Here is a 23,275-nt window from a genome sequence, read left to right on the forward strand (position 1 = left end):
CCTGTCGTGGAAAACTCCAAAGTAGTGAAATGCGGGTCAGGTTTTCCTGGGCAATGCCTATACCGTTGTCGGTAACCTGAAAGAGCAACCGGTCCGGGCCAGGGCGAGACAGCCGCAGGATGATGTTTTTTTTCTTCATTAATTAATGACCATCAGGACGAAGATGCCCAGGGTGGCCAGGGTTGTCAGCCAGGACAGCAGGGCCGTGCTCAGGGCGATGCCCAGACCGCGGCGATGTATGTGTTCGGGTGGGGACATGGTTGGTCTCTCCTCCTCGGAGAGGCTATTCTTCCAGCTTCTTGAGCACCTCGGTCCCAACCACCAAATTCATCCGGGACTGCAGGGCGATGTGATCGTAGCGCGCCCGATAGTGCTGGGCGGACATCAGGGCTTCCATCAACTGGGCGCGGATGACCTCTTCCGTCTCCACCAGCGAGTGCTGGTAGGCCCTGGTGTTCAGATCGCGGTTCTCCACGGCGGCGTCCATGGCCTCCAGCGTGGCCTGGTGGGACTTTTCAGCCGCACCCAAGGACAGGAAAATATCCCGGAGCTGGAGGCCGATACCTTCCTGGAGCAGGAACTGCTCTTCTTTGATCTTGGCGACCCGGGCTCGGGCCTCGGCCACCCTGCCCTGGGTCAGAAACCCGCTGAAAATCGGGATCTCCATGCCCACGCCCACGGACCAGCCCTTCTTGTTGCGGTCCGTGGCCATGCCCGCGTCGTAGTCGTTCCACCACCTGAACAGTTCCCCTGTCACGGCAAGCTTGGGAAGATGTCCGCTGTGCGCCGTGCGCAGGGAGCCCTCCGCGGCCCGGATCCCGGCCTCGATCTTGGCCCAGTCCGGATTGAATCGGTAAGCTGTCCCAACCAGTCCGTCCAGTTGTTCCGCGAACGGCGTAAAGGGCATTTCCTGGTCCACCGGCCGGACGCTGGCATGCCAGGGCAGCCCCATGGTATTGGCCAGGGCGGCCTGGGCCATTAATTCGTTCTTTTCCAGTGAGGCAACCATGGAGCGCAAGGACTCGACCATTACCTTGTTGCCCAGCCAGTCCGTCTTTTTGACCGTGCCGGAGCCTTCCTTGTACATGGTTTCCGTGAGGTTCAGGGTGGCCTCCATCCGGGCCAGGGTATCCTTGCCAACCTGGTGGAGCTGGGCGGCCAGGACCGCGCCGTGGTAGAGCCGTTTGACGCTGTCCATGATCTCCAGGTCCGTACGCCGAACCTCCTGCTGCATCATGTCCACCAGGCCCTCGGTCTGTTCCCGCAGGCCCTTGCGCATCCCGCCGTCATAGAGCAGCCAGGAGCCCTGGACCGAAGCCCTGAACGACTCCTTGTCCATCAGCTTGATGTCCTGTTCGGGAATGGTGATGGCGTTGGTGGGCACGGTCCCCACTCCCGGAATGGTGATCGGGATGGTTCCGCCCATGGGCAGGGTGAAATTGTAGGCCGGAAAGATGTAGTTCGGGTCCTGGTCCAGGAGTTGGTAGCCGCCCTGGAGGCTGATCTGCGGCCAGTAGCCGGCCAGGGCTTGGCGATGTTGGGCCTCGGCCATTTCCACGGCGTAGCGGGAAGCTGGACGACGGCGGTTGTTCTCCAGGGCAGCCTCAAGGCATGTCTCGAGATCGGCCGTATGAACGACCATTTCCCCATCCGGCGAACCCGTTGCAGCCGCCGTGGGGTCTGGCGGCGCGGCCAGAACGACCAGACAGAACAGGATTGTCATTGCCGGAAACGAAAGGGGACGTATCTTCATCTTTTGCTCCTAAATTGAGGGTTGCGTGTCGTGATAGTTTGGAAAACACCTCTTCCTGTGGAAGAGGGCCAAGTTGAGGGGGGCGCAGACTACTCATCTCTCCCCGTGGGAGAGTGACAGGGTAAGGGTATGCTTTATTCACGCGGAAACGTCTCGGCCTGGGGCACGGACAGAGGGCGGCTGAACAGATAACTCTGGACTTCCGGGCAGTGGTTGGCACGTAGAAAGTCGGCCTCCCTGACGGTTTCCACGCCTTCGGCGACTACCCGCGGGTTCATGCCCGCGAGTTACCGGGCACTCTCGAAGGTGCTCACCGTGACCGAGATATCGTATCCCATGTTGCGCCCGATGGTCCGGGTAAAAGTCTTGAAGGCGGCTTCCGCGTCCAGGCGATGGATTCCGAAAAAGGCACTCTCGATGAAGCCCACGTTCAGCTGGGCAGGCTCCAAAGGTTGGTTGGTCCCGACCGGGGCGGAGGAGAACAACAGCATGGCCTTGTGGATCAATACGGCTACAACCGGTAAACCATGACCAGGCAAGAAACGGACGACGGGCATGTTCACTGATCGTCCTCCATAACGATTTGTCGGTGCAGGGCGATCAACTCCAGGGCCGTATTCAAGGCGCTTTCCGGATAATCCCCGATTCGTTCACTGTTGAAGACTAGCAGTACCTGCCCCCCGGCCGGGGTTTCGTGCAGGTCGCGAATCCCGGCGAGCAGCTGCTCCAGGAAGGACGGGGCGTAGTCGCGTCGAAAGGCGAAAACAGCCGGGACCATCGGCTCCGAGGCGGCCAGGATATGGAGCTGGGCGCCGAGTTGGGGATTGAGTTCAACCATGGTTTCAAAGCCATGGCGTGTGACCAGGCAGGCATCCGCCTGGCGAAAAAAAACCGGCAGGAGCGTCTGCGAGAGGCTGGGCAGGGTAGTGACCCGTCCGGCCAGTTCGGCAAGAGGCTCAAGCTTTTCCTGAACCAGTAGCGCATCCAGCCAGAGCGGAGCCAGGGAGGCCCGCAGGGCCTGATGCACGTGAACATGACGGCCCGCCAGGTCGGCCAATGTTTCCAGGGGGCCGTCGCGGTGCGCCAGCAGGACAAATTCCTCGGCGGTTTCACCGTCGTGATAGGTAAGAAAGATCGGGGAGAATTCCACTTCGTGGCGAAGCAGGTCGTATTCCATGCTCGTGACGGCCGCGACATCCATCTGGCCGTCAAGCAGGTCCGGGAGCATGTCCTGGACTGCCTTGTAAACCAAAACTTCCGGCTCGACGGGAATCCCGCGTTCTCGAGCTACGGTCTGGCCCCAGACGGTCATCGCGGCCCGGGCGTCGTTTTCGTTGACCTCGGTGAACATGTTGTTGGTGAACCCGATGCGGAAGTTGCTGTCAGCGGCCTGCGCCAGGGCGGTTGTCGGGATCGTCCAGAGCGTCAGCAAGGTTACCAGCAGGTAAAGGAGATTGGCTGCGGGCTTTGCTTGGGAAAGGGGCTGAATGCAAGAGGAAGTGCCGATGTTCCGCGTACTGAGGGGAGCCTGCTCGCTGCGTTGCTTGTCAGACGGGTGATGCAGGCTCGTCGCGTGGTCCGCTGTCTTGGACTGGGCGTCGCAATGGCAAAGATAATTCAGCCGGTTGCCGAAGCCGCGCAGGATGGCGGAAGGCTGGTCATACTTGTGCATCGTCATATCGAGGTGCTGTTCCGTGGGGTGCGAGCAGGGAGTGTTGTGATGTAACTGTTTGATACTGAATGTAAAATGCGAAATAAAACTTTGGTACTATGGCCCATGTTCGACATGTTGTAAATGTCTTCAGGTGTCATGTTTGCGTATCTGTACCCGTGTTATCCCTAGCCTCGTTAGATCACCGTTTGACTTTCGGTCCTGTTTTGGTACGGGTGAAGGGTCGATAGCAGAGGCAAAAATATCTCACATTCGCATATCAACAGCGGACAGGTTCATGGGAGCGAAGAAATGAAGAAATGTTTTATCTTTTTGTTTTTTTTAATTTTATTGGCCGGGTGTTCCCATCTCAGCGCCACGCATTTGCCGCGAAACCAACTCGTCGCGGATCAAACCGAGGTCATTTCCCTGGATTTCTGGGATTTTCACTATGTGGCTCGAACGGAGGGCGATGGGTTCCTTGTTTCCGGAAAGGCCCTGCCGAATACCAGGGTCTGGCCCGGCCTGGCGGAGTGGTTCCAGGAGTTGGTTTTGTTCGGGTACATCACGGATGCGCAAGGAATCGTCCTGGGGGGGGATCGCAGGTTGTATCCGGTTCAGCGGATGGTCCCCGAAGGGGTGGAGTTTGCTTTCAGGATTCCGCTTGAAGCCGTTCCCGCGGATACGGATGCCCATGTGACGTTTGGATACCGCATGAGCCTGACGGAAAGCGAATTTCAAGCGGTTCCCCGCCGGGGTGAGTCGTTTTCCAGCGATGTTGATGTGTTTTCGGCGCAGCAAGGGCCGGTGCCCAGGTAGCTTCTTTAGGGAATTGGCTGGTCTCAATGTGCCGTTTCTGCTCCACCAGCGCTTCATGCTCCTCGAGTGCGGCAGGAGGCATGTCAAAATGGTGAGACAGGCATCTTGCCTGCACCACCCAATCCACAAACGGTAATTCAGTCAAAGCTGTATCCCCTACACCATTTTTTTCTTTCGGGAGACGAACCAATGATCGAAATGCATCCCATTGGAGTGATCCACAGTCCGTTCAAGGAACTGAGCGGCATGCCGATTCAGCCCGCCGGAGCGGCGGGAGTACTGGGAACGGTGGAGATATCGGAGGAATACCAGGCCGGGGTGAAGGATTTGGATGGCTTTTCCCATCTCATTTTACTGTACCACTTTCATGGCAGCCAAGGATTCAACCTCAAGGTCGTCCCGTTCATGGACACCGTACCCCGGGGCCTGTTCGCCACTCGTGCGCCCAAGCGGCCGAACCCCATCGGCCTGTCCATCGTGGAACTGGACCGGATCGAAGGCGGTGTGCTGCATATCCGCAACGTCGACGTCCTGGACGGCACTCCGCTTCTGGACATCAAGCCCTATGTGCCGAAATTCGACGCCCACACGCAAGCCCGGGTCGGCTGGCTGGAGACGCCTGGAGAGACCGTGGCCGAGCAAAGATCGGACGATCGGTTCATGTAGGCAACGGGGATTATTCCGCCAAGGCCCACGGGCAAGTAACCCGCCAGGGGCAGGAGGGGCAGGTTCCTGGTTGGGTGGTGGGGGAGAACAGGGGGGCTTCCAGGATGTGGCGGCCGAGCCATTCCAGGATCACGGGCAGGCCTTGCGTCTGCCAGTCCAGGAAATGATGCGTCAGGCGTTCGGCCTCGTTTTTTTTGCCGGGTTTGGTCAGCGGGACGAAGCGGTTTTTGGCCTGCCATTCGCCGAGATGCACGTAGCCGCACAGGGCCGGAGCGGCGTGGAGATAGAGGTAGCCGGGCAGTTGCGGATCAGAGAGGTGGGTGTTGACCAGGGTCAGTCCTTCGTGGGCCGCTGTTTCGTCGCCCGGAGACAGGTCTGTCAGGTCATTCGCCAGTTCTTCCAGGCGAAGGATGTCCAGCGGCTTGCGCCGGGACGCGCCGCCGGTCTTGTAGTCCAGAATCATGGGGATGTTCAGCGAAGGGTCCAGGTCGATCCTGTCCAGCCTGCCGCGCAGGACGATCCTGGCGGCGGCTCCGGGCAGGGGACGTTGGGCTGACTGTTCCACGGCCAGCAGGTGGACCGGCTGGTCGGACTGGCGCAGGTACGCGCGCAGCAGTTCTTGCAGCAGCCGGGCCTGGAAGAACCGGGCCGCCGGGGCCAGGGGGGCCTCCCGCAAATGGCCTGGGGCCAACTCGGACCAAATGTCGTCAAATCCGGATAGCAGATCCATGGGCACCACGGTGGATTGCTCGTGGGGCCGGAACAGCCGCTCCAGGATGTCGTGGGCCAGACGGCCCATGACCGCGGCACCGGGGTCGTCGCGCGGGTCGGGCCGAGGCGGGAAGGCGGCCACCTCTTCCTTGAAGAAGCGCAGCGGGCAGCGCAGATAGGTGCGCAGCGCGGACAGGGACAGGCCCCGTTCCAAGCGCCGGGCCAGACGGTCCGCCTGGGCCGCCTTTTCCGGCGGACGCCCGGGCGACAGGCTCAGGTCCAGTTCCAGCGCCACTCGGGAAACGCTTCCATGCAGGAGCCTGCCCGCGGCCTTTTCCAGGCCCCAGAGTTCCCGCTCCCAATACCGGCTGGGCATGGTCCGGCCTTCCAGTGGATTGGGGGACGCGCCCTGGCGGCTGTAGAGGCGGACCTCCCCGGTCGAGGCCATCAATCGCTGGAGATGGTAGTGGATGATCCGCTCCTCGGCATAGCCCGGCGACAGTCCCAGGGCCGGGCGCAGGGCCTCGGGCAGCAGGGGGTTGGGCGCGGCGGTCCGGGGCAGAACCCCTTCTACGCATTCCAGCACGATCACCTTGTCGAAGCATAACAGCCGACTTTCCAGTAATCCCATCACCTGCCAGGACGTGAGCGGCTCCCCGCTGAACGGGATGCGCTCCAGACCGAGGCAATTCCAGAACACGCTCCACAAGGCCGCCGGAGGAAGCGCCCGGTCCCGGCTCAAGGTCTGCTCCAGGCCTGGAAGAACCGTGGAATACAGCGCATGGACCGCGTGCATTTCCAGCACCGAGGGAGCTCGTTCCCGCACCTGGAGGGCGTCCAGGAGGCGCGGCAGGAATCCGCCCAGTTCATTCAGGGTGGTCAGGCCCAGGGCCTCATGAAAAAGAACCGCCAGCCCGGCCATGCCCGATGCCGTGAAGGGGGCGGGATCGGTTCCCTCCTGCCCTCCTATCTTCTCGTGCTCGGCCTCACCCACATTCTCAACGTCCACCGCGACGCACTCCCGAAGCAGTTCCACCAGGGCCGGGGGATCCAGAAACGCGTGCCCTTGCCCCTGGATCAGGCGGCGCAGGCGGGCCAGGCCTCCGCTGGGCAACAGCCGCCGCACCCAGGGATTTTGCCAGAGATCCAGGTAATCCCGACTGGCTGGCCCCACGCCGGTGAGCCGTTCGTCCCGGGCCATGCGGGTCAGGGTGTGCAGGAGCAGGCCCAGGGCCGAGCGCTCCAGGGGCAGGCCCAGGGTGACGTTGACCTCCTTGTCCATGGGCAGGTGGGCCAGCACGGGGCGCAGCAGGGCCGGGTCGGGCAGGATCACGGCAACTTTCTCTTCTTGTCCCCAGGATGCGGCGTCCTCGGCCAGACGGCGCAATTCGGAGTGCAGGTCATGGGCCAGGATGAAGGTCGGGGCCAAACCCTGGGCCAAACCCTGGGGCTGGCCCAGGGATTGGCCTTCATCCTGGTCACTGGGGGCGAATTCCCAGTCCAGATCAGCCTTCCAGGCCGAGGCCCAGCGTTGCAAAGGTTCGGGCAGGGGCTGGTCGGCCTGCCACCAGAGTTCCGCTCCAGCCTGGCGCAGGGACTGGACCAGATCGGCCTCGGTCCGGGTCAGGGCGAACAGGCCGCAAAGGTAGGTCGGACCGTGAAGCGGTGAGTGGTCCCGGTGGAGGCGTTCCGGTGGGATTCGGGCGGCCAGGGTCGCCGGGGTGGCCAGGTTGCGGGCCGCGAGTTGTTCGTGAAACGCGGCCTGGACCGCTCCCAGGTCGGCCAGCAGCCGTGCGGCCGCTTCCGGTAGGTCGTCCGGAGGATGGTCCAGGGCCCGGGCCGTGATCCGCTCCCGGTCCAGTTCGTCCAGAACCTGGGTCAGGCGCAGACCCCAGGGCAGAAACCGATGCCAGGGCGTCGCCTCTTGATCGTCCTTCAGGCCGCCTTTCAGACCGTCCTTCAGGTCGGCGTCGATCTCGTGCAACAGCCAGGCCTGATCCAATGGGGTGGCCAGGGCCGGGGGATCATCCGAAGCCAGGCAGGTCTGGCGCAGAATCCAGTCTTCCAGGCTGGAGCAGCGCGGAGGCAGAAAGGGCGCGCCCAGGGAGCGGGCCAGGGCCTGATGCAGATAGATGCGCGGCCGACGATGGGGGAAGATGACCTGGATGTTGCCCATGGCCAGGAATGGGGCATCGGCGCATCGGGCCCTGAGGTGGTCGTGGAGCAGGGCGATGGGGTCGGCATGCAGGGAGAGGACGCGGATGGGGTGTGTGTGATCCTCCGGGGGGCTCGGGAGCAGGGCTTCTGGAAACGGGCAGGTCGATGATCCTGACTTCTCAAAGGCCGAAGCCGGGTGATGTCGTGGTTGTACGGGCGGGAGCGTGACCACCTCGGCTCGCTCCAGGTTGACCAGCGCGCCATGGCATTCCCGGCCCAGCAGGTCGGCCAGGAGGCGTTGATAGGAGCGGACCTGGGCCCGGTCCGCGTCCGGGTCGCCCGCGCCCAGCTTGAAGTCCAGCACCCAGGCCGTGCCGTCCGGCAGCAGGACCAGGCGGTCCACCCGGACCAGGGCGTGCGGCGCAGTGGAGGACGGTCCGTGGGGATGGGCCGAGGCCTGGGCCGAAACCTGGGCCGGAATCACGATTTCCTGTTCCGCCAGGGCCAGGGCCGTTTCGGAAAAGAGTTCGGCCATCAAGGGGTGGGCCAGGGTTCGGACCATGGCCGAGGCCAGCGGGGCCAGGTCCAGCCGGGCCGGGTGCACGCCCAGCAGGGCCCGGGCCTGATGCAGACGACGGGTCACCGCGGCCAAAGAGGTCTCGTCTGGTCCGGTCTCGCCGGGGCCGAGCAGGGCCAGGGCTTGATGGGCCACGTCGCCGTGCAGTCGCCGCGAGGTCGCGGACGGGTCGGTCCAGGACGAGGCGTCGGGTGGGGCCAGGAGCAGGTGGGGAAACAGGGGGTCGCGCATTGTTAGGGTGTTGTTGGGTTGTCGGCCATCAAGGCCCGCAGCCAGTCCGCTGCCCGGGAGCCCTTGGAAGTCTTGCCCTCGGGCAGGAACAGGCGAAGGCTTTCCCGGGCCCTGGTCAGGGCCACGTAGAGCAGGTTCAGTTCCTCGGCCATGGAGTGGACCTGCTCCTGGTCCATGATCAGGGCCACCTCGTCGGCCCGGGGCTTGGTCGTGGAGACCAGCCCCGGTCGGCCATCCTCGGTGGGCAGGAGCAGATGAGCCGGACGGTTTTTCTCGCCATAGCCCAGCAGGGGCAGAAAGACATGGGGAAATTCCAGGCCCTTGGCCTTATGCACGGTCATCACCCGAACCGCGGCCAGCCCCTCGGGCAGTCCGACCACGCAGGATCCGGCGTTTTCCTCCCAGAAGGCCAGAAAGGCGGACAGGGTGGCCTGGCCCTGGTTCTCGGCCTGGAAAGCCGTTTCCAGGAGTTTTTCCACCCAGGCCCACTGGCCCAGAGGCAGCTCGCGAAGCCGGAAATGGACCACCGCGGCCAGCAGCAGTTCATAGGCCCCGGAAAGTCCGGTCCGTTCCCAGAAGGGCTGAAGGTGTTCGGCCCAGAATCCCGGATGCTCTTTTTGGAGTCGCAGGGAGAGGGAGCGGGCGGTCGCGACGTCCTGGTCCTGGTCGTCGATTGTCCGGAGCAGCGCGTCCATGCCCGGCGGGAGGCCATGGATTCCTTCGCGGAAAAGCAGGGGGTTGCGACACAGGGCGTACAGCGCGGCGTCGTCGCCGGGGTGGTCCAACCAGGTCAGCAGGGCCAGCAGGCCGCGGACCGCGGGATGCGCGGAGATGACCAGGCTTTGTTCGGTGATGGTCGGGATGTCCGCGGTCAGCAGGCTGGCGGCGCATGACCTGGCTTCCTTGTTGGTCCGCACGAGAACCGCGATGTCGCCCAGATCCGTTGCATCCCCGCGCAGCGCCAGGATCTGGGCGACCAGGGTTTCCAGGGCCAGAGCCATGTAGGCCTCGGTTCCGCTTTCCAGGTCGTCCAACGGGATGTCGGTGATCCGGACCGCGCCGACGCAGTCCTTCCAGGGGGTCTGGGCCGCTTCGGCGTAAAGGGCCGCCGCGGTGGCGGCCAGCAGGGCCCGAGACTCGTCCTTGTCCTTGGCCGTGATCATGGCCCGGGCCAGATTCGCGCTGGGCTCCGGCTGTTCCAGGGGCGCGAATCGGGCATTGATCCAGTCCACCACCTCCGGGCAGGATCGGCGGTTGAAGGGCAGAACCGCGCGTTGCCGGTTTTCTTGGGCCACGTTGGGCAGCACCGCCGGGTCAAGCGGTTCGAAGAACAGCCGCCAATCCCCGCCGCGCCAGCGGTAGATGGCCTGCTTCACGTCGCCGACGCAGAACAGGCTTCCGCCTTCGGCCAGGGCCTCCAGGGCCAGTTCCCGGAGCACGTCCCATTGCTCCCGGCTGGTGTCCTGGAATTCGTCGATGAGCAGATGGTTCCAGCGCAGGCCGAGGATCAGGGCCGCTTCCTGGAGCAGGTCGCCCTGGGCGAGGTGGAGGCGGATCAGTCGGGTCCACCAGCCGCCCGGCAACAGCCCCTGGGTGCGGCCCAGCCGGTCCAGTTCCAGGTTCACCACGTGATGCAATTTGGCCAGAGGGGCCACGGACAGTCTGGCCCGGGTCAAAAGAAAGGCGTTCCTGGCCCGGCGCACCGCCTGGTAGGCGTCCCAGGCCTGGGGCAGGTCCGGGTTGGTCAGGGCGGGCTTGTTGAAAAGGTCTTCGGGCGTGGTTTTGTCGAAAAAGGCGCTTTCCAGCTTGCCGAGGGGGTCGTCCAGGAGTTCCCCGAGTTTCGGGGGCTTGAATCGGGAGACGTGATCGGACAGGCCAAACTGATCCAGGGTGGCGGTTAGATCCCGGCAGGCGTTCTGGAACGTGGCCCCGGCCTGGCGCAGGTCGTCCAGGGAGGTGACGGCCAGGGGCTCGAAGATCTGGTTCAGGTCGCGGACCACTCCGGTGACCTGCTCTTCCAGCCAGGGCAGGAAGCGCAGCCCGGTGCGCGCTTCCTGGTGCAGGTAGACCTGGAAGATGCCTTCCCAGAGCGCGGAGAGGGACTGGGCGGCTTCTGGGTCGTGGTCAACCGGTTCGCCCGGGTTTTCGGTGGAGTCTGATGGCTGGATCGGGGCCTGGACCGGGGCCAGGACCAGAGCCTGATCCCAACCCGTGCGGGCCAGCAGGCCTTCCAGGACCACCTTGGCCCAGGCTTCGGAATTGAATCCGGCTTCCAACTCCGGCCAGAGATCCATGCGTCGGGCCAGGGTCTGGACCAGTTGAAAGTTCAGGCTGTCGATGGTCTTGACCTGAAAGCGCTGGTATTGATCCAGGATCCGCTCCAGCCAGGCCCCGGCGGCTTCCGGGTCCAGCCCGCTTTGGGCGCGCAGCAGTTGGCCGGATGGGGTTTGCAGGGCGATTTCCTTGAGAAAGGCCACGATCCGGGACTTCATCTCCTGGGCCGCGGCCACGGTGAAGGTCAGGGCCAGGATGTGCCCCAGCCCGGCGACGGACGGTTTGCCGACCCTGGCCAGGAGCTGCAGAAACCGCAGCCCCAGGCTGTAGGTCTTCCCGGCCCCGGCTGAGGCCTGGACCACCAGGACGTGAGGAAATGTCTCGGGAAGGGGGATGTCGGAGTCGGTGGTCATGGCTGGGATTTCAGATGAGCAACGGTGATGGGTCAGAAGTTGTAGCGCAGGCCGATGGTGTTGGCGTTGTGGCCGCCCTTGAGGTTGCCGAAGGTGCGGAAGGCCCCGGAGCGGTGGTGCAGCCGGTAGAAGATCGCCCACTGGGGGTACTGGGGAAGAGAGAAGGCCAGTTCCGGGCCGAGGTAGACCAGCCAGGTCGCGTCACCGTCCTGGGTTTCTTCCCGGTTCCGCTCAATGCCGATGGAGTTGTGGATCCAGCTCAGGCCGAGGGTGAAGGCCGGTTCGAGGCGCAGGCGATTGAACAGCACGACGCCCCGGTGCCGCAGAGCCGCCCCGGCCCAGATTTCCGCGGACCAGCGGCAACCGAACCGCGCGGCGACCCCGATCTCCGGACCCAGGCGCAGATCGTAGGCCAGATCGAGCATGTCCCGGGCGTAGGCCAGGGCCACGAGATGGTTTTCCTCGAAGTCCACGGACCAAAAGGTGGCCGTGTCCCCCATGCTTTGCGTGGTGTATTTCCCGGCATACAGGCTGACGCGCTGCGTGAAGTCCGGCGTGGCGGGGAAGGAAAACCAGGCAGGGGAGGGTGGCGTGGGTTCGGCTTCGATGCCGTGTTCGTCCGCAAACAAACTTGGATTATCAATGCTTGCGTGGGAAAAAAGGGGGGAGAACAGCGGTGCAAGGAGAAAAACCACCAGGAAAAGGCTCTGAGCGGCGAAGAGTAGGCTATGGCGGGGCACGTTTCTTTCTCGGCGCGGTTATGGTGAAGACGAAACCGGAGCTTCGGCCAAGCCAAGCCGACCGTGGGCCATCCGGATGTGTCCGATGGATCGCCAGTCCAGGCCCAGCAGAGCGGCCCCTGCCGCGTCCACGGCCACGGGGTCGAACCCGGCCACGAGCTTGTTCACGGGCGGGGAGCAGGTGGCTCCGCCCAGGTGATATTCGGCCAGGCCGACGCTGGCGTCGATGATCGCCAGGTCCGGGGCGCGGTAGCGGTTCAACTCGTAAATGGAGCGCTGCATGTCCGCGTGCAGGGCCGATTTTTTCCAGGAGCCGCCGCGCTGGTAGTGGCTGGGTGGAAGCAAGCCGAGCATGTTTTTCATGGTCAGAGTGACCTGGGCCAGGCTGTGCCGCTTGAGCACGGCCACGGAGATCAACAGGCCGCTCATGGCAGCTTTGGGCAGAAAGATTTCCGGAAAAAAACGGTACGTCGGATCCTTGCGGCGGGTCATGCGAGTCAGGGGGGCCTGGTTCAGGTCCACCAACTCCAGGTCCAGTTCCTCGGCCAAGGCGGCATAGCCCAGGTCCGCGAAGATTTGGCCGGTATCCAGGCAGGCGTCCCCGCAGCCTTCGGCCAGGATGATCCGGGCCTTGGAGTGTCGGCGGGCATATTCCACCAAGGTCCGGACCATCTCAGGGTGGGTGGTCACGGGAAAGGGCGAGGTGTTGACCAGATTGGGCTTGATGATCACCCGCCTGCGCCGCTTGAGCACACCGGGCGCACCCAGGTCGTCCAGCAGAGCAGCCAGGGTGGTCGGGTAGTCCTGGAATTCGTGAACGAGGCAGGGGAGGTGGCGAGGTTCAGGCATAGCGCGACGTTTTGTCTCGGGTTCGACGGTGGTCGATGATCCAGGCCGCGACGCCCAGGCCCAAGGCCACCAGGAGCAGCAGGGCCAGGAATTGGTAGGCCCCGGCGATGCCCGCGGACAAGGCTTCGGGCGGGACCGCGGCGAAGTCCGTGCGCACGGGTTCCAGGGTAGCGGAGACCACGGAGAGGGTAAAGATGGAGCCGATCAACGGCAGGCCGGTGGTCTGACCAAAGACCCGTGAATAGTTCAGCAGCCCGGAGGCCACGCCCAACCGCTCCAGGGGCACCGCGCCCATGATCGCACTGTTGTTCGGGGCCTGGAACAGCCCGACCCCCAGGCCCACGGGCAGCACCCGCAGCACGAAGCCCCACCACGGCGTATCCAGGCTGAGGGTGCTCACGGCCAGGCAGCCGCTGATCAGGATCAGCAGGCCCAGGAGGCTGAGACCCCGTGGGCCGAAGCGGTCCGACAGAGCACCGGCGAAAGGGGCCACCAGGCCCATGCTCAAGGGAATGGCCATCATCAGCAAGCCCACTTCGCTGGGCGGATGGCCTTGGGCGTACTGCAGGAAAAACGGCATGATGAATCCGGCGGACAGGGAAATGAAGACCAGGAGGGACATGACCAGGTTTATGCTGAACAACGGGTTGCGAAACAGCTTCATGTCGATCATGGGCTGCTGGACGCGGCGTTCCACCAGGATGAAGGCGATCAGCCCAATGGACGCCACGGCGAGTAGCGTCACGCTCATCGGGGCGGAGAAGCCGGTTTTCTGGCCCAGGGTCATGCCCATGGAGTAGGCGGCAAGGGAGAAGGCCGCGAGAATCGCGCCGGGGATGTCGAAGCGTTGTCCGCCTTGCCTGGGAGGCAGGGCGGGCATGTACTTGGCAATGATCCACTGGGCCAGAATGCCTAGGGGGACATTGATCAGAAAAATCCAGCGCCAGCCGATGAATTCGATGATCAGCCCGCCCAGGGAGGGTCCCAGGGCCAGCCCCATGGCCACGGTGGCCCCGATCAGACCGATGGCCCGGCCCCGCCGGGCGGGCGGGGCGAGTTCCGTGACGATGGCGATGCCCAGGGCCTGACTCATGGCCGCGCCCACGCCCTGCAAGGCCCGAAAAAAGATCAGCCAGCCCACGCTGGGCGCGAGCCCGCAAAGCAGGGATGCCAGGGTGAACAGCCCCAGCCCCAGGCTGAAGATTTTCTTTTTTCCGCGCATGTCGCCCAGGCGCGAGACCAGCAGCAGCAGGGAGGCCACCACCAGCACGTAGCTGAGGATGACCCATTGCACCGTGGCGAAGTCCGTGTCCAACTGCTTGGCGAGGCTTGGCAGGGCCACGTTGACGATGCTCATGTCCAAGGTGGCCATGAATACCATCATGTTCACCCCGATCATGCTCAAAAACGTATACTTCGGAGGCTCATGGAATGAAGGGACAAAGGGAGCGGCTTGGCCCTGGGTGTTTTTTGGAGGGTTGGACATAAAGAGAGCGTCTCTACCAGAGATGCCGCGCAACCTCCAGTGGGGCTATCCACTTGTCGTGCATGCCCGAAGCTGTCTTCGTAGCTGTCTTGATACTGGACAGAATCCATGACTCGGTTTACATCGAAAAACCCTTACGGAGGGATGGCCGAGTGGTTGAAGGCGGCGGTCTTGAAAACCGCTGACGGGGAAACTCGTCCGGGGGTTCAAATCCCTCTCCCTCCGCCAGCACATGATCCGGCGCTGTCCGGTAAAATACAATAAGCCCCGAGAAATCAGGGCTTTTTTGTTTTATCGGACAGATTCGGACAGGACTGGACAAACCTGTAGCAAGACTCAAAAGGGACCTTGACTGGTACTCAAGGTGCCAGTGGAAAATCTCAAGGATAGCAGTTCTGGCTTTTGTAGTGGTACCTGGCGAATCCGAGGTATCACGTCGAGGCATGGAGGAAGAAGTGGCGCTGTCTGACAAATCTATTCAGGCTTTGAAACCCAAGGGGTCTTGGTCCTACTTTGTAGCTGCTGGGATTAATGGGCTTTAGTCGAGGTGACGCCAAGCGGGGATAAAAAATTGAGGGTGAAATATACCCACCAGGGGGTAAGGCAGAAAACCTCCGTTGGCAGCTATCCGGCCATGTCGTTAAAAATCAGCCAGAGAGAAAGCGTTTGGAGTTCGCGAGCTGATTGAGAAGGGAGCTGATCCCAATGAAGATCGGGCTGAGAAAGAACGCCTGGAACAGGCCAAGGCTTGCAACAAGGCCAAGCATCTGCCTGAACGTGTTGAATGATGCAAAGCTGGGCAGATACGCGCATCGTACCTGCGAAGCAGGGTTTCACTGAGGCTGGAATGCTGGGATGTGATGACGACTCTTCGTCCAGTTGCGGCGACGGAGATGCTTCGGGCATGACCGTTCTTGCCGTTCACTCCCGTACGGGTTGCGGCTGGGTTTCGAGTCGTTCCCGTTCGAAGATTTCCCATAAATTGAAGGTGATGGGGAACGTGCGTAATTCGAGGGTGTCGTCCCAGTTGAAGCGCTCCGGCATCTGGTAGCGCCCTTTGTCCAGGACATAGCGTTCCGCCAGATCCAGGTCCGGAAAAAACAGGAGGTATTCGGATACGCCGAAATCCTCGTAAAGCTGTTTTTTGATCGCCGTGTCCTTGAAGGCTGAGGATTTGGAGACGATCTCGATGATCAGGTCCGGTGGGCCTTGGATGCTTTGAGGCGTGATCCTGGTTTTGTCGCAGACTATGAAGAGGTCCGGCTGAATCACGGTGCGGTCGTCCAGGACGACGTCGGTGAGGGCGGTGAAGACCGTGCAAGTAGATTTGGTCGCAAGAAAAGATTTTCTGGTCTCATAAAACAAATTGCCGACCAGGGTTTGATGCCGGGTGGACGGTGCGGGCGTCATGCTGAAGGCTTCGCCGTGAATGATCTCCCAGCGTTCCTGGTCCGGCCAGGACAGATAATCCTGATATGTGAATCCGTCGTCCCCGAGTTCAGGTAGTGCCATCTCGTCGCCTCCAAGGAAGGGTGTCGCTATCAAAGCTCTGGAATGCCGACGTCATGATTTGCAACCGTAAGCGTCGGGTTCTGCTTGGTCAAGAGATGGCCATGGCTATGCCAACTGTAGCACCCCCCAACCGCTTCATGGAATACACCCCGTCTACCCCGCAAACTAGGGGTAAACCTCCTTGTATCCTTTGAATCCAGCAGATGTTTCACTCCATCGAAAACCTCGGCCACGAACTCTTTTGAGCCGATGATCCCGGAGTCCTTGAAATGCCGGCAGCGGTGGCGGAAGACGTCGGCGCGGGAGAGGCGGTAGTTTTTTTGCGCACGCGTTTGACCAGTTCGGGGTTGAGCTGTTTGCCCTTTCCGGTATCCATTGCCCCGGTTTCGTAAATGAACTGGCGATATTTTCGAATAATCTCCTTAGGATCAAGTTCGTTCCACTCAAACATGAAGAACGACCAAAAGCTATAATAATTATAGCTTTTGGTCGTTCCTTTGGGATTATATGCTTTATAATTGAAAGGGTTTCTTTGCTATGGGGCTGTCCAGGTTCCAGTAAGTGTTGGAGCTGATCCGCCAGTGTATGTCACTGTTACTACTGATGTATCACCAGGATCTGGCCATGTCGCACCAGCGCATGCAATTGAAGTTATGGTGGATCCTTCAATTGCTATTGCAGCGCATGCTGCAGCCGGACCAGCAGGTGCACCGGCAGCCCCCAGAGCATCGGCAGCCCAACCAGTTGTTAATGCTGTAAACCCTGATGCAAGGCCTGCCTCGGCAACTTTGTCTGCCGCTTCCCGCTGCAAGCCAAAAAAACGCGGCACGGCCACGGCCGCCAGGATGCCCAGGATGACCAGGACCGCGATGATTTCGATGAGGGTGAAACCGCCTTGGGCCTTTTTCGGATCTTTCTGTTTCATGTTTTCCTCCTTAGGGGAAAGATAAATGTGAAGGTGAAAGGTTGATGGTAGATTGAACCTAGCAAAGCAAAGGCTGTGCCACGGCTTGCTGTTTTGTCTGGGGAGGGGGGAGGGGTGCCGGGGTGTGTTTGTTTTGGGCGGTTTTTTTGTCGGTGCATGGGGGAGGCGGCGAAGATGAAGGCGAAAAGTGAATAAGAAGGCAGGGCGGGATGACAACAAATTTTGGAGGGCTTGAAGTAAAAAGGCGACAAATTGTGAAGGTAAAGGGATGGTGAGGGCGATGAGAGGGGGCGCTCGCTTGGCTCAGGGCGCGGAGGTCGCCGAGTGAATTTTTGCGCCTGAGGGCGATGATTTGAGCTTCGGGTTTGCGTGCCGCCCCCCCACCTGTGGTTCCCTTGTCGCCCAGCGGGCCCCCGCAATTCCGGCATCACGTGCGCTTCAGCTATTGCATCATTGTATGCCCATTGAGCCGTCTATTGCCCAGCTTCTTCAGGCCGACGGAGAATCGTCGATCAAAGGTGACAATGAGCGCGCTTTTTTCTTTCATTGCAAGAGCGGCGACCAGGGCACCCCCGAAATCACGGATGGGATCGGGCCAATAAGACAATGCCGATTTCAGGTTGACTTCAGGCACGATCTCCACTCCGGGCATTTCGATTTGATATTGTCCTTCGATTTCCATGTCCTGGCCAGGAAGATGGCAACGGCTGTCGCCTGCCCGCCCTTGATGCCCTCGGGGTGGTTGTGGGTGACCTCGGTGAACTCCCGGGCCTTTTCCAAGACCGTTTCCAGGTCGGCGTAAGCGTATTCCACCGGGCTGACTTGGGGCGCGGTAAACGAGCGCCGGGCCATGGTCTGCAAGGCTGGCCAGTCGTCAGCGGAAAATTTTCGGATTGTGGGCATCGTCGTCACCAGGGCTGGATGAAGCCCGCGAATCTGTCCCGCGAGGGATGCTTGCTGGTCCTGTACAGTTGCCGCCAAAATATATAAAGAACTGAAAAAAGATAACAATCTTGTCGAATTTTGCGATACATTTATAGCAGCTATCGCACTTTGGTATGTTTTTTCCTTGGCGACATTGAACAGTTGTAGCGTTAATGACCTGCAACCCCCGAACTCATTAGCCCTGATTAGGAGTAGGAATGACTATTGCTGAGCATTATTCACTCCCTCCGCGCCTTGGCCGGTAAAGCCCAAGCTGATGCTTTTTGACGAGCCCGTCTCGGCCTATAGATTAATGTCGGAGAATATCCACGCGAAATGCCTGGGCGCCGAACCAAAGGCCGTACCTCTTCACTGACGGAACGCTTCCCTATGTCGACATCTCGCGCCACAAAACTGGCCATTGGCCGCCAGCTTCGTCATTGCCCGTCCGTGTACTCCCTGGGCGTCCGGCGCAACCTCCTGGACTATTCACCGGCTGAACTGGAGATGATTCGCACTGCGTCTAAAATTTACTACCCCACGATACTCCTGGCCGAAGCTCTGACCGCTTTGGGCAAGGACATTTTTCCAAGTGTCCAGACAATCCGCTACGCTGGCGATAAGATTCTGCAAACCCGTCTTTTTCAACTTCTGGGGTTGCCCATGCCCTACACCAAAATATATTATGGTCAGCGCCAAAAAGAGAACATCCTGGACGACTTTGCTTTTCCCTTCGTGTCCAAAATCCCCCGCAAATCCTCCAAAGGGCGAGGTGTCTTTCTGGTTCACAACCAGGCCCAACTGCACGACTATCTGCGTCAGGCCCAACCTGCCTATATCCAGGAATATCTTCCCATTTATCGAGACATGCGCGTGGTTATTCTGGGCCGCAAGGTCGTGCATGCCTACTGGAGGAAAGCCAGGGGTGACGATTTTCGGACCAATGTTACTCAAGGCGGGAGCATCATGCTGGCTCCTTTGCCGAAAGAGGCTCTGGAACTGGCCATGCATGCCGCGCGGCAATGTCGCTTTGACCAGGTCGGCTTCGACATCTGTGAATATCAGAACCGATTCTACATCTTCGAAGCCAATATGGCCTTCGGCATGGACGGATTCAAGGCGGCGGGCCTGGATTTTCGGATCATTCTCCGCGACCTGGTGGAGAGCGACGTTCTATGAGCGGAGCAGGGGCGGTTCTTAGCCGGCCACGGGCTTGCCCGTGAAACTGGAATGACGCGAACACCCTCAGGCAAAGCGCCTAGCACTTGATGAACATGAGCCTGGGGCTGGAAACCGAGAATTTCGACCTTTTGCTGTGGGCAAAAAACATCCCAGATAGACTAAGCCCGCGATCAGAAAAAACGTCATCCTTTCTCCTCGTGCACGGTTTTACGGGTTTGTTTGACGGTCCCGCGCCGTTTCTTCCGGTCCAACCTGCGTTGTCGCGCCGCCAGGGTCGGCTTGGTGGGGCGGCGCGGTCGGGGTGGGCGCCAGGATTCGGCGATCAGTTCCGCCAGCCGAAACAAGGCATCGGAACGGTTGCGTTCTTGCGTCCGGTGTCGGCGAGCCTCGATGATCAACTCTCCCTCGTCGGTCATCCGTCTGCCGGCTCGAAGGATCAGTCGTCGGCGAACATCCTCGGGCAGCAGCGGGGTGGAGTGAACGGTGAAGCGCAGGCGCACCGCCGTGGAAACCTTGTTCACATTCTGCCCGCCCGGTCCGGAACTGCGCAGAAACTCCAACTCCACGTCGGGAGAGCGTTCGAGCTGGTCAGGGGATATTGGGAAGAGGGGCATGGTGGTGTGGGACGACGGGGGGATGGCGAATTATATCAATCACTGGACCTTTTTTGAACGACATTGCCCAGGATGATCAGGAATAATCCGACTATAGTCGAGGGCAAAATTTCTTCTCCCACGAAAACACGGATGAAGATCAGCGAGAGGAATGGCGAGAAGTAGATCAGATTGCCCACCTGGGCCGTGGTCCGGGAGAGTTTCAGGGCTTTGAGCCAGAAGATGAAGGTGATGCCCATTTCGAACACGCCCACGTAGGCCGCGCCGAGCAGGCCGGGGAGGTTGACGGCTAGAGGGTCGGAGAACAGGAACGTCACCGGGAGGATGTAGGCGAACCCAAAGGCGAAGTTCAGGAACAGCCTGAGCACCGGGTCCATGGCGTCCCGGGTGTTGAAGATCCAGTACAGGGCCCAGATCACGGTGCTTCCCAGGGCCAGTCCCGCGCCCAGCGGGTCGGCGAAGGACAGGCCGAACAGGTCGCCCCGTGTGCAGATGGTCAGCACCCCCAGGTAGCTCACGCCCATGGCCAAAAAGTCGCGGCCCGTGATCCGCTGGCCCAGCAGGGGGATGGAGAGCAGGGCCAGGGTGATGGCCCAGGTGTAGTTCAGGGGCTGGGCCTCCTGGGCTGGGAGAAGGTCGTAAGCCTTGAACAGAACCAGGTAGTAGAGAAACGGGTTGAGCAGCCCCAATAGGGCCGAGCGGCCCAGGTCCGTGCCGGACAGGCCGCGCAGGGAGCGCAGCCTGCCTTGGGCGATCAGAACCGCCAGCAGTGTCAGCGCGGAAACCAAGGTGGAGATGCACAGCAATTGGATCGGATCCACGTGGCGCAGGGAAATTTTGAAGGCCGAAGCCACGGTGGACCAGAGCAGGACCGTGGCCAAGCCGTAGGCGTATGCCGTGCGTTGGGTGTTCATGGTGTGCGTTGATGGCGAAGAAACGGGTGATGCGGGGAATAGTGTCGAGCCAGAGGATACTGCATCGAACGAGGTGTTTTCTAACGGGATTCCGCGGGATGCACAATGGACGACTCTATCCCGGGCCGGTTTCGAACTGCCGTTTCAGGCAGTGATTATCACGCGGTTTTCATGCGATGGTCTTGCCGTGATTCGAAAATGATTGCGGAAATCGTTTATATTGACAGTGGTCTTTCTGTTGAGCTAGTTGAGCCGCCATGCATTTTTACGGACATCTTTCGATCCATGACCGTGGGCAAGGCGCTCCATTTTTCAGGTACGGCTGTCCGGTTGTGTTTTCCATGTTCGGCTGGCGTACGATTTGCCATTTCAGTCCTGGTTTCGGCGCTGTAGGTGCGGCTGGGGTCTGGATGATAACACTCAGCAAAAGGAGAGACGGTAATGAGAAGGTTTCTGGTTTTGGCCCTGCTGACCGTATTTGTTTTTGGCTTCTCTGGAGCGGCCCAGGCCGTGGAACTCAAGGCCAAGGGCTCGTGGCGAGTGCACTTCAACGCCATTAAGAATCCGACGTTCGACAAGGATGAAAAGTGGGACACTTTTGCCGCCATGCAGAGGATGCGAACCAATTTCGATTTCATCGCCAGTGAGAATCTGAAGGGAGTGCTGCAGTTGGAAATCGGCGACATAACCTGGGGCGGCGAGGATGGCGGGGCTTTGGCGGATCGTGCCGTGAACATTAAGACCCGTTACGCGTACATCGATTTCAAACTGCCGGGCACGAACATGGATTTCAGGGCTGGACGACAGGACGTGACCCTGCCCAGCACTCTTGGCTCGCATATTCTGGAAGACGATGTTGCCGCCATGTTGACACACCTGCCGTTCAACGAAGCGGTCGGCCTGACCCTGGGGTGGGCACGTGCGTATGATCATGCAAGGGTCAATCCGGACGACATCACCAAGAAATGGGATGACGAGGTGGACGTGTTCCTGGGCGTACTGCCCATCAGCCTGGATGGCATCAATCTGAACCCCATTGTCGTCTATTCCCGTTGGGGCAAGGATTTCAACCTCTATGAGCTGGATAATCCGAAAAACGCCAACATGTGGCACGCTGGACTCAATATCGAGGTGTCTTTGCTCGATCCCGTCTCCATCCTTGGTGATGTCAACTACGGCCAGGTGACGTGGGCGGAAGATTTCAAGCAGTCCGGTTGGATCGGGGCGCTGGCCGTGCAATATGCCATGGACATGATGACCCCGGAAGTGTTCTTTCTCTATGAAAGCGGCGAAGGGGCCGATTTCCGGGACGGCCGCAAAAGCAAGCGCATGCCCGTGATCGGTACGGATGGCGGTTCGGTGGCCACCGGCATTGGTTACGGCGGTGCTACGGAATTCGCGGACGACAATTTCGTGCGCGGTCTGTTGGCTGAAATCGATCCCATGGGATATCAAGCCGATGAAGGTGCAGTGGGTCTGTGGGCCGTGGGCGCCGCGTTGCGGGACATCACCTTTATTGAGGATTTGTCCCATGAATTCGTGGTGTCGTACGCCAGAGGCACGAACCATAAGGATAACTTGAACCTGATGACCACCAAGGACAGCTATTGGGAAGTAGACTTTAACACCAATTGGCGGATGTACGAGAATCTGGCCCTGGTCCTGGAGTTGGCTTACGGTAAATTGAAGCTGGACGACATGAATATCGGACGAAGCGATCTGGCCAAGGACGCGCTGTATCGAGGCGCTCTGGGCTTTGTTTACGATTTCTAAGTCGGCTCTGCCCTTCAGCAATCAAAAAGGCCGCCCGGATGGGCGGCCTTTTTGATTGGGATATGATTGGAGTAACTACTCACCTGCGTTCCGGCTTGTCGTGAAAATGTGCTGAGTAGTTACTAATTGGAAGCCTTACTTCTTCCAGCTTTCGAACTGCTCCGGGTTTTCGCGCAGAAAACGCTTGGCGTTTTCCAGGCGGTCCGCGCCGGATTCCTGGTTCCAGGCCATGATCATCTGCAACTGGTTGGGGCTTTCATAACCGAAGTTCTTCAGGAAGTTGTAAACTTCCGGTTTGTCTTCCTTGAGGCCCTGACGCACGATGGTGTGGATGCTTTCTTCACCGCCCAGGATGCCCTTGGGGTCGTCCAGGTACTTCAGATCCCAGACGCCAAACATCCAGTGCGGGGACCAAGCGGTGACGACAACCCATTCATCGCGGTCCACGGCGTTGCTCAAGGCTCCGGTCATGGTGGCGTCGCTGCCTTCAATCAGTTCCAGGTTGGTTAAACCGTACTCCCGGACCGCGTCTTCGGAGAGACGCATCAGGCCGGCGCCAGGATCGATGCCGATGATCCGTCTGTTGAACTTGTCCGCGTGGTCGTTCATTTCAGCGATGGAGTTGATGGTCACGTAGGAGGGCACGGCCCAACCCAGTTTGGCGCCGCCGACAATGGGGCCCAGGTCTTCCACGGAGTCCTTGACCCGCTCATAGTAGTCGGCGTGGGTCACGGGCAGCCAGGCGGTGACCATTCCGTCAACGTTCCCGGTCCCCACGGCCTGCCACATGGCCGCGGCGGCCACCGGCAGAATTTCCACGTCATAGCCCATTTCCTCCAGGGCCGCCTGGACCACATGGGTGCTGGCCGCTGCGCAGTCCCATTCCACGTAGGCGATGCGCACGGACTTGTCCCGGGCGGACGCCGTACCGGCGGTTACAAACAAAATTACCATCAGTGCCAGCAGGATGCGAAACAGTTTTCCACTCATCATGTAATACCTCCTTGGTTTCAGGTTCGCAGTCCGTTGAAAAACACTCAATTGCCGCGTCGCTGCAAATAAACAAACTCTCACGTATGAATAAATACGCTTCGACCTTGATTT

20 protein-coding genes, 1 tRNA gene and 1 pseudogene are annotated in these 23,275 nt (G+C 60.5%); 5 read left to right on the forward strand and 17 right to left on the reverse strand.

Annotation, left to right across the window (positions count from 1 at the left end):
• Positions 1-283 precede the first annotated feature (283 nt).
• From C6366_RS02435 to C6366_RS02450, 4 genes are all read right to left on the reverse strand, one after another.
• Positions 284-1,753 (reverse strand): TolC family protein, encoded by a 1,470-nt coding sequence (locus C6366_RS02435; protein ID WP_199221399.1) that lies wholly within the window; start codon positions 1,751-1,753, stop codon positions 284-286.
• 134 nt (positions 1,754-1,887) lie between these two features.
• The gene (locus tag C6366_RS02440; RefSeq protein ID WP_107735764.1) at positions 1,888-2,031 is read right to left on the reverse strand and encodes an EAL domain-containing protein; all 144 of its coding nucleotides are present in this window, start codon (positions 2,029-2,031) and stop codon (positions 1,888-1,890) included.
• Between the two features lie 9 nt (positions 2,032-2,040).
• Positions 2,041-2,310 (reverse strand): hypothetical protein, encoded by a 270-nt coding sequence (locus C6366_RS02445; RefSeq protein ID WP_146164744.1) that lies wholly within the window; start codon positions 2,308-2,310, stop codon positions 2,041-2,043.
• Positions 2,311-2,312: 2 nt separating this feature from the next.
• On the reverse strand, positions 2,313-3,431 hold the full coding sequence (locus C6366_RS02450; RefSeq protein ID WP_107735766.1) for a phosphate/phosphite/phosphonate ABC transporter substrate-binding protein: 1,119 nt from the start codon (positions 3,429-3,431) through the stop codon (positions 2,313-2,315).
• Between the two features lie 285 nt (positions 3,432-3,716).
• Between C6366_RS02450 and C6366_RS02455 the strand changes: the two genes are divergently transcribed.
• Together C6366_RS02455 and tsaA are read left to right on the forward strand one after the other, a co-directional pair.
• Complete coding sequence (locus C6366_RS02455; RefSeq protein ID WP_107735767.1) at positions 3,717-4,223, forward strand: hypothetical protein; 507 nt, start codon at positions 3,717-3,719, stop codon at positions 4,221-4,223.
• 189 nt (positions 4,224-4,412) lie between these two features.
• Positions 4,413-4,889 (forward strand): tRNA (N6-threonylcarbamoyladenosine(37)-N6)-methyltransferase TrmO, encoded by a 477-nt coding sequence (gene tsaA / locus C6366_RS02460; protein WP_107735768.1) that lies wholly within the window; start codon positions 4,413-4,415, stop codon positions 4,887-4,889.
• A gap of 10 nt (positions 4,890-4,899) precedes the next feature.
• Here tsaA and C6366_RS20530 read toward each other — a convergent pair whose 3' ends face one another.
• From C6366_RS20530 to C6366_RS02485, 5 genes are read right to left on the reverse strand one after another with little or no spacing between them, the layout of a single operon-like run.
• Complete coding sequence (locus C6366_RS20530) at positions 4,900-8,565, reverse strand: PD-(D/E)XK nuclease family protein (protein ID WP_107735769.1); 3,666 nt, start codon at positions 8,563-8,565, stop codon at positions 4,900-4,902.
• A gap of 2 nt (positions 8,566-8,567) precedes the next feature.
• Positions 8,568-11,252, reverse strand: coding sequence for an exodeoxyribonuclease V subunit beta (locus C6366_RS02470; protein WP_107735770.1), 2,685 nt, complete (start codon positions 11,250-11,252; stop codon positions 8,568-8,570).
• A 32-nt stretch (positions 11,253-11,284) separates the two neighbouring features.
• Positions 11,285-11,992, reverse strand: coding sequence for a hypothetical protein (locus C6366_RS02475; RefSeq protein ID WP_146164745.1), 708 nt, complete (start codon positions 11,990-11,992; stop codon positions 11,285-11,287).
• 18 nt (positions 11,993-12,010) lie between these two features.
• Positions 12,011-12,841 (reverse strand): DUF362 domain-containing protein, encoded by an 831-nt coding sequence (locus tag C6366_RS02480; RefSeq protein ID WP_107735772.1) that lies wholly within the window; start codon positions 12,839-12,841, stop codon positions 12,011-12,013.
• Positions 12,834-14,327, reverse strand: coding sequence for a DHA2 family efflux MFS transporter permease subunit (locus tag C6366_RS02485; protein ID WP_199221400.1), 1,494 nt, complete (start codon positions 14,325-14,327; stop codon positions 12,834-12,836). The genes C6366_RS02480 and C6366_RS02485 overlap by 8 nt, the downstream gene beginning before the upstream one ends.
• A gap of 138 nt (positions 14,328-14,465) precedes the next feature.
• Here C6366_RS02485 and C6366_RS02490 point away from each other — a divergent pair.
• Positions 14,466-14,555, forward strand: a tRNA-Ser gene (locus tag C6366_RS02490).
• 693 nt (positions 14,556-15,248) lie between these two features.
• On the opposite strand, the gene C6366_RS02495 is transcribed toward C6366_RS02490, so the two are convergent.
• The 5 genes and pseudogenes from C6366_RS02495 to C6366_RS02510 all read right to left on the reverse strand — a co-directional run bounded on the left by C6366_RS02495 (position 15,249) and on the right by C6366_RS02510 (position 17,667).
• Positions 15,249-15,839, reverse strand: coding sequence for a Uma2 family endonuclease (locus tag C6366_RS02495; RefSeq protein ID WP_107735773.1), 591 nt, complete (start codon positions 15,837-15,839; stop codon positions 15,249-15,251).
• An 88-nt stretch (positions 15,840-15,927) separates the two neighbouring features.
• Positions 15,928-16,296, reverse strand: a pseudogene (locus C6366_RS19175) (hypothetical protein); the annotation flags it as partial.
• A 78-nt stretch (positions 16,297-16,374) separates the two neighbouring features.
• Positions 16,375-16,764 (reverse strand): type II secretion system protein, encoded by a 390-nt coding sequence (locus C6366_RS20535; RefSeq protein ID WP_304481803.1) that lies wholly within the window; start codon positions 16,762-16,764, stop codon positions 16,375-16,377.
• Positions 16,765-17,206: 442 nt separating this feature from the next.
• Positions 17,207-17,398, reverse strand: a complete 192-nt coding sequence (locus C6366_RS02505; RefSeq protein WP_107735774.1) for a hypothetical protein — start codon at positions 17,396-17,398, stop codon at positions 17,207-17,209.
• The gene (locus C6366_RS02510) at positions 17,380-17,667 is read right to left on the reverse strand and encodes an ADP-ribosylglycohydrolase family protein (protein ID WP_107735775.1); all 288 of its coding nucleotides are present in this window, start codon (positions 17,665-17,667) and stop codon (positions 17,380-17,382) included. The genes C6366_RS02505 and C6366_RS02510 overlap by 19 nt, the downstream gene beginning before the upstream one ends.
• Positions 17,668-18,078: 411 nt before the next feature.
• On the opposite strand from C6366_RS02510, the gene C6366_RS02515 reads away from it, so the two are divergent.
• A complete protein-coding gene (locus C6366_RS02515) occupies positions 18,079-18,867 on the forward strand; it encodes a RimK family alpha-L-glutamate ligase (RefSeq protein ID WP_158269608.1) in 789 nt (262 codons plus the stop codon).
• 185 nt (positions 18,868-19,052) lie between these two features.
• Here C6366_RS02515 and arfB read toward each other — a convergent pair whose 3' ends face one another.
• Positions 19,053-19,484, reverse strand: coding sequence for an alternative ribosome rescue aminoacyl-tRNA hydrolase ArfB (gene arfB, locus C6366_RS02520; protein ID WP_107735777.1), 432 nt, complete (start codon positions 19,482-19,484; stop codon positions 19,053-19,055).
• Positions 19,485-19,519: 35 nt separating this feature from the next.
• Positions 19,520-20,398 (reverse strand): DMT family transporter, encoded by an 879-nt coding sequence (locus C6366_RS02525; RefSeq protein WP_107735778.1) that lies wholly within the window; start codon positions 20,396-20,398, stop codon positions 19,520-19,522.
• Between the two features lie 441 nt (positions 20,399-20,839).
• Here C6366_RS02525 and C6366_RS02530 point away from each other — a divergent pair, with 441 nt between their 5' ends.
• The gene (locus tag C6366_RS02530) at positions 20,840-22,171 is read left to right on the forward strand and encodes an outer membrane homotrimeric porin (RefSeq protein ID WP_107735779.1); all 1,332 of its coding nucleotides are present in this window, start codon (positions 20,840-20,842) and stop codon (positions 22,169-22,171) included.
• A 135-nt stretch (positions 22,172-22,306) separates the two neighbouring features.
• Here the strand turns inward: C6366_RS02530 and C6366_RS02535 are convergent, their stop codons facing one another.
• Positions 22,307-23,125, reverse strand: a complete 819-nt coding sequence (locus C6366_RS02535) for a glycine betaine ABC transporter substrate-binding protein (RefSeq protein WP_233248374.1) — start codon at positions 23,123-23,125, stop codon at positions 22,307-22,309.
• Between the last annotated feature and the right edge of the window lie 150 nt (positions 23,126-23,275).

This window comes from Desulfonatronum sp. SC1, assembly GCF_003046795.1.
Lineage (GTDB): Bacteria > Desulfobacterota > Desulfovibrionia > Desulfovibrionales > Desulfonatronaceae > Desulfonatronum.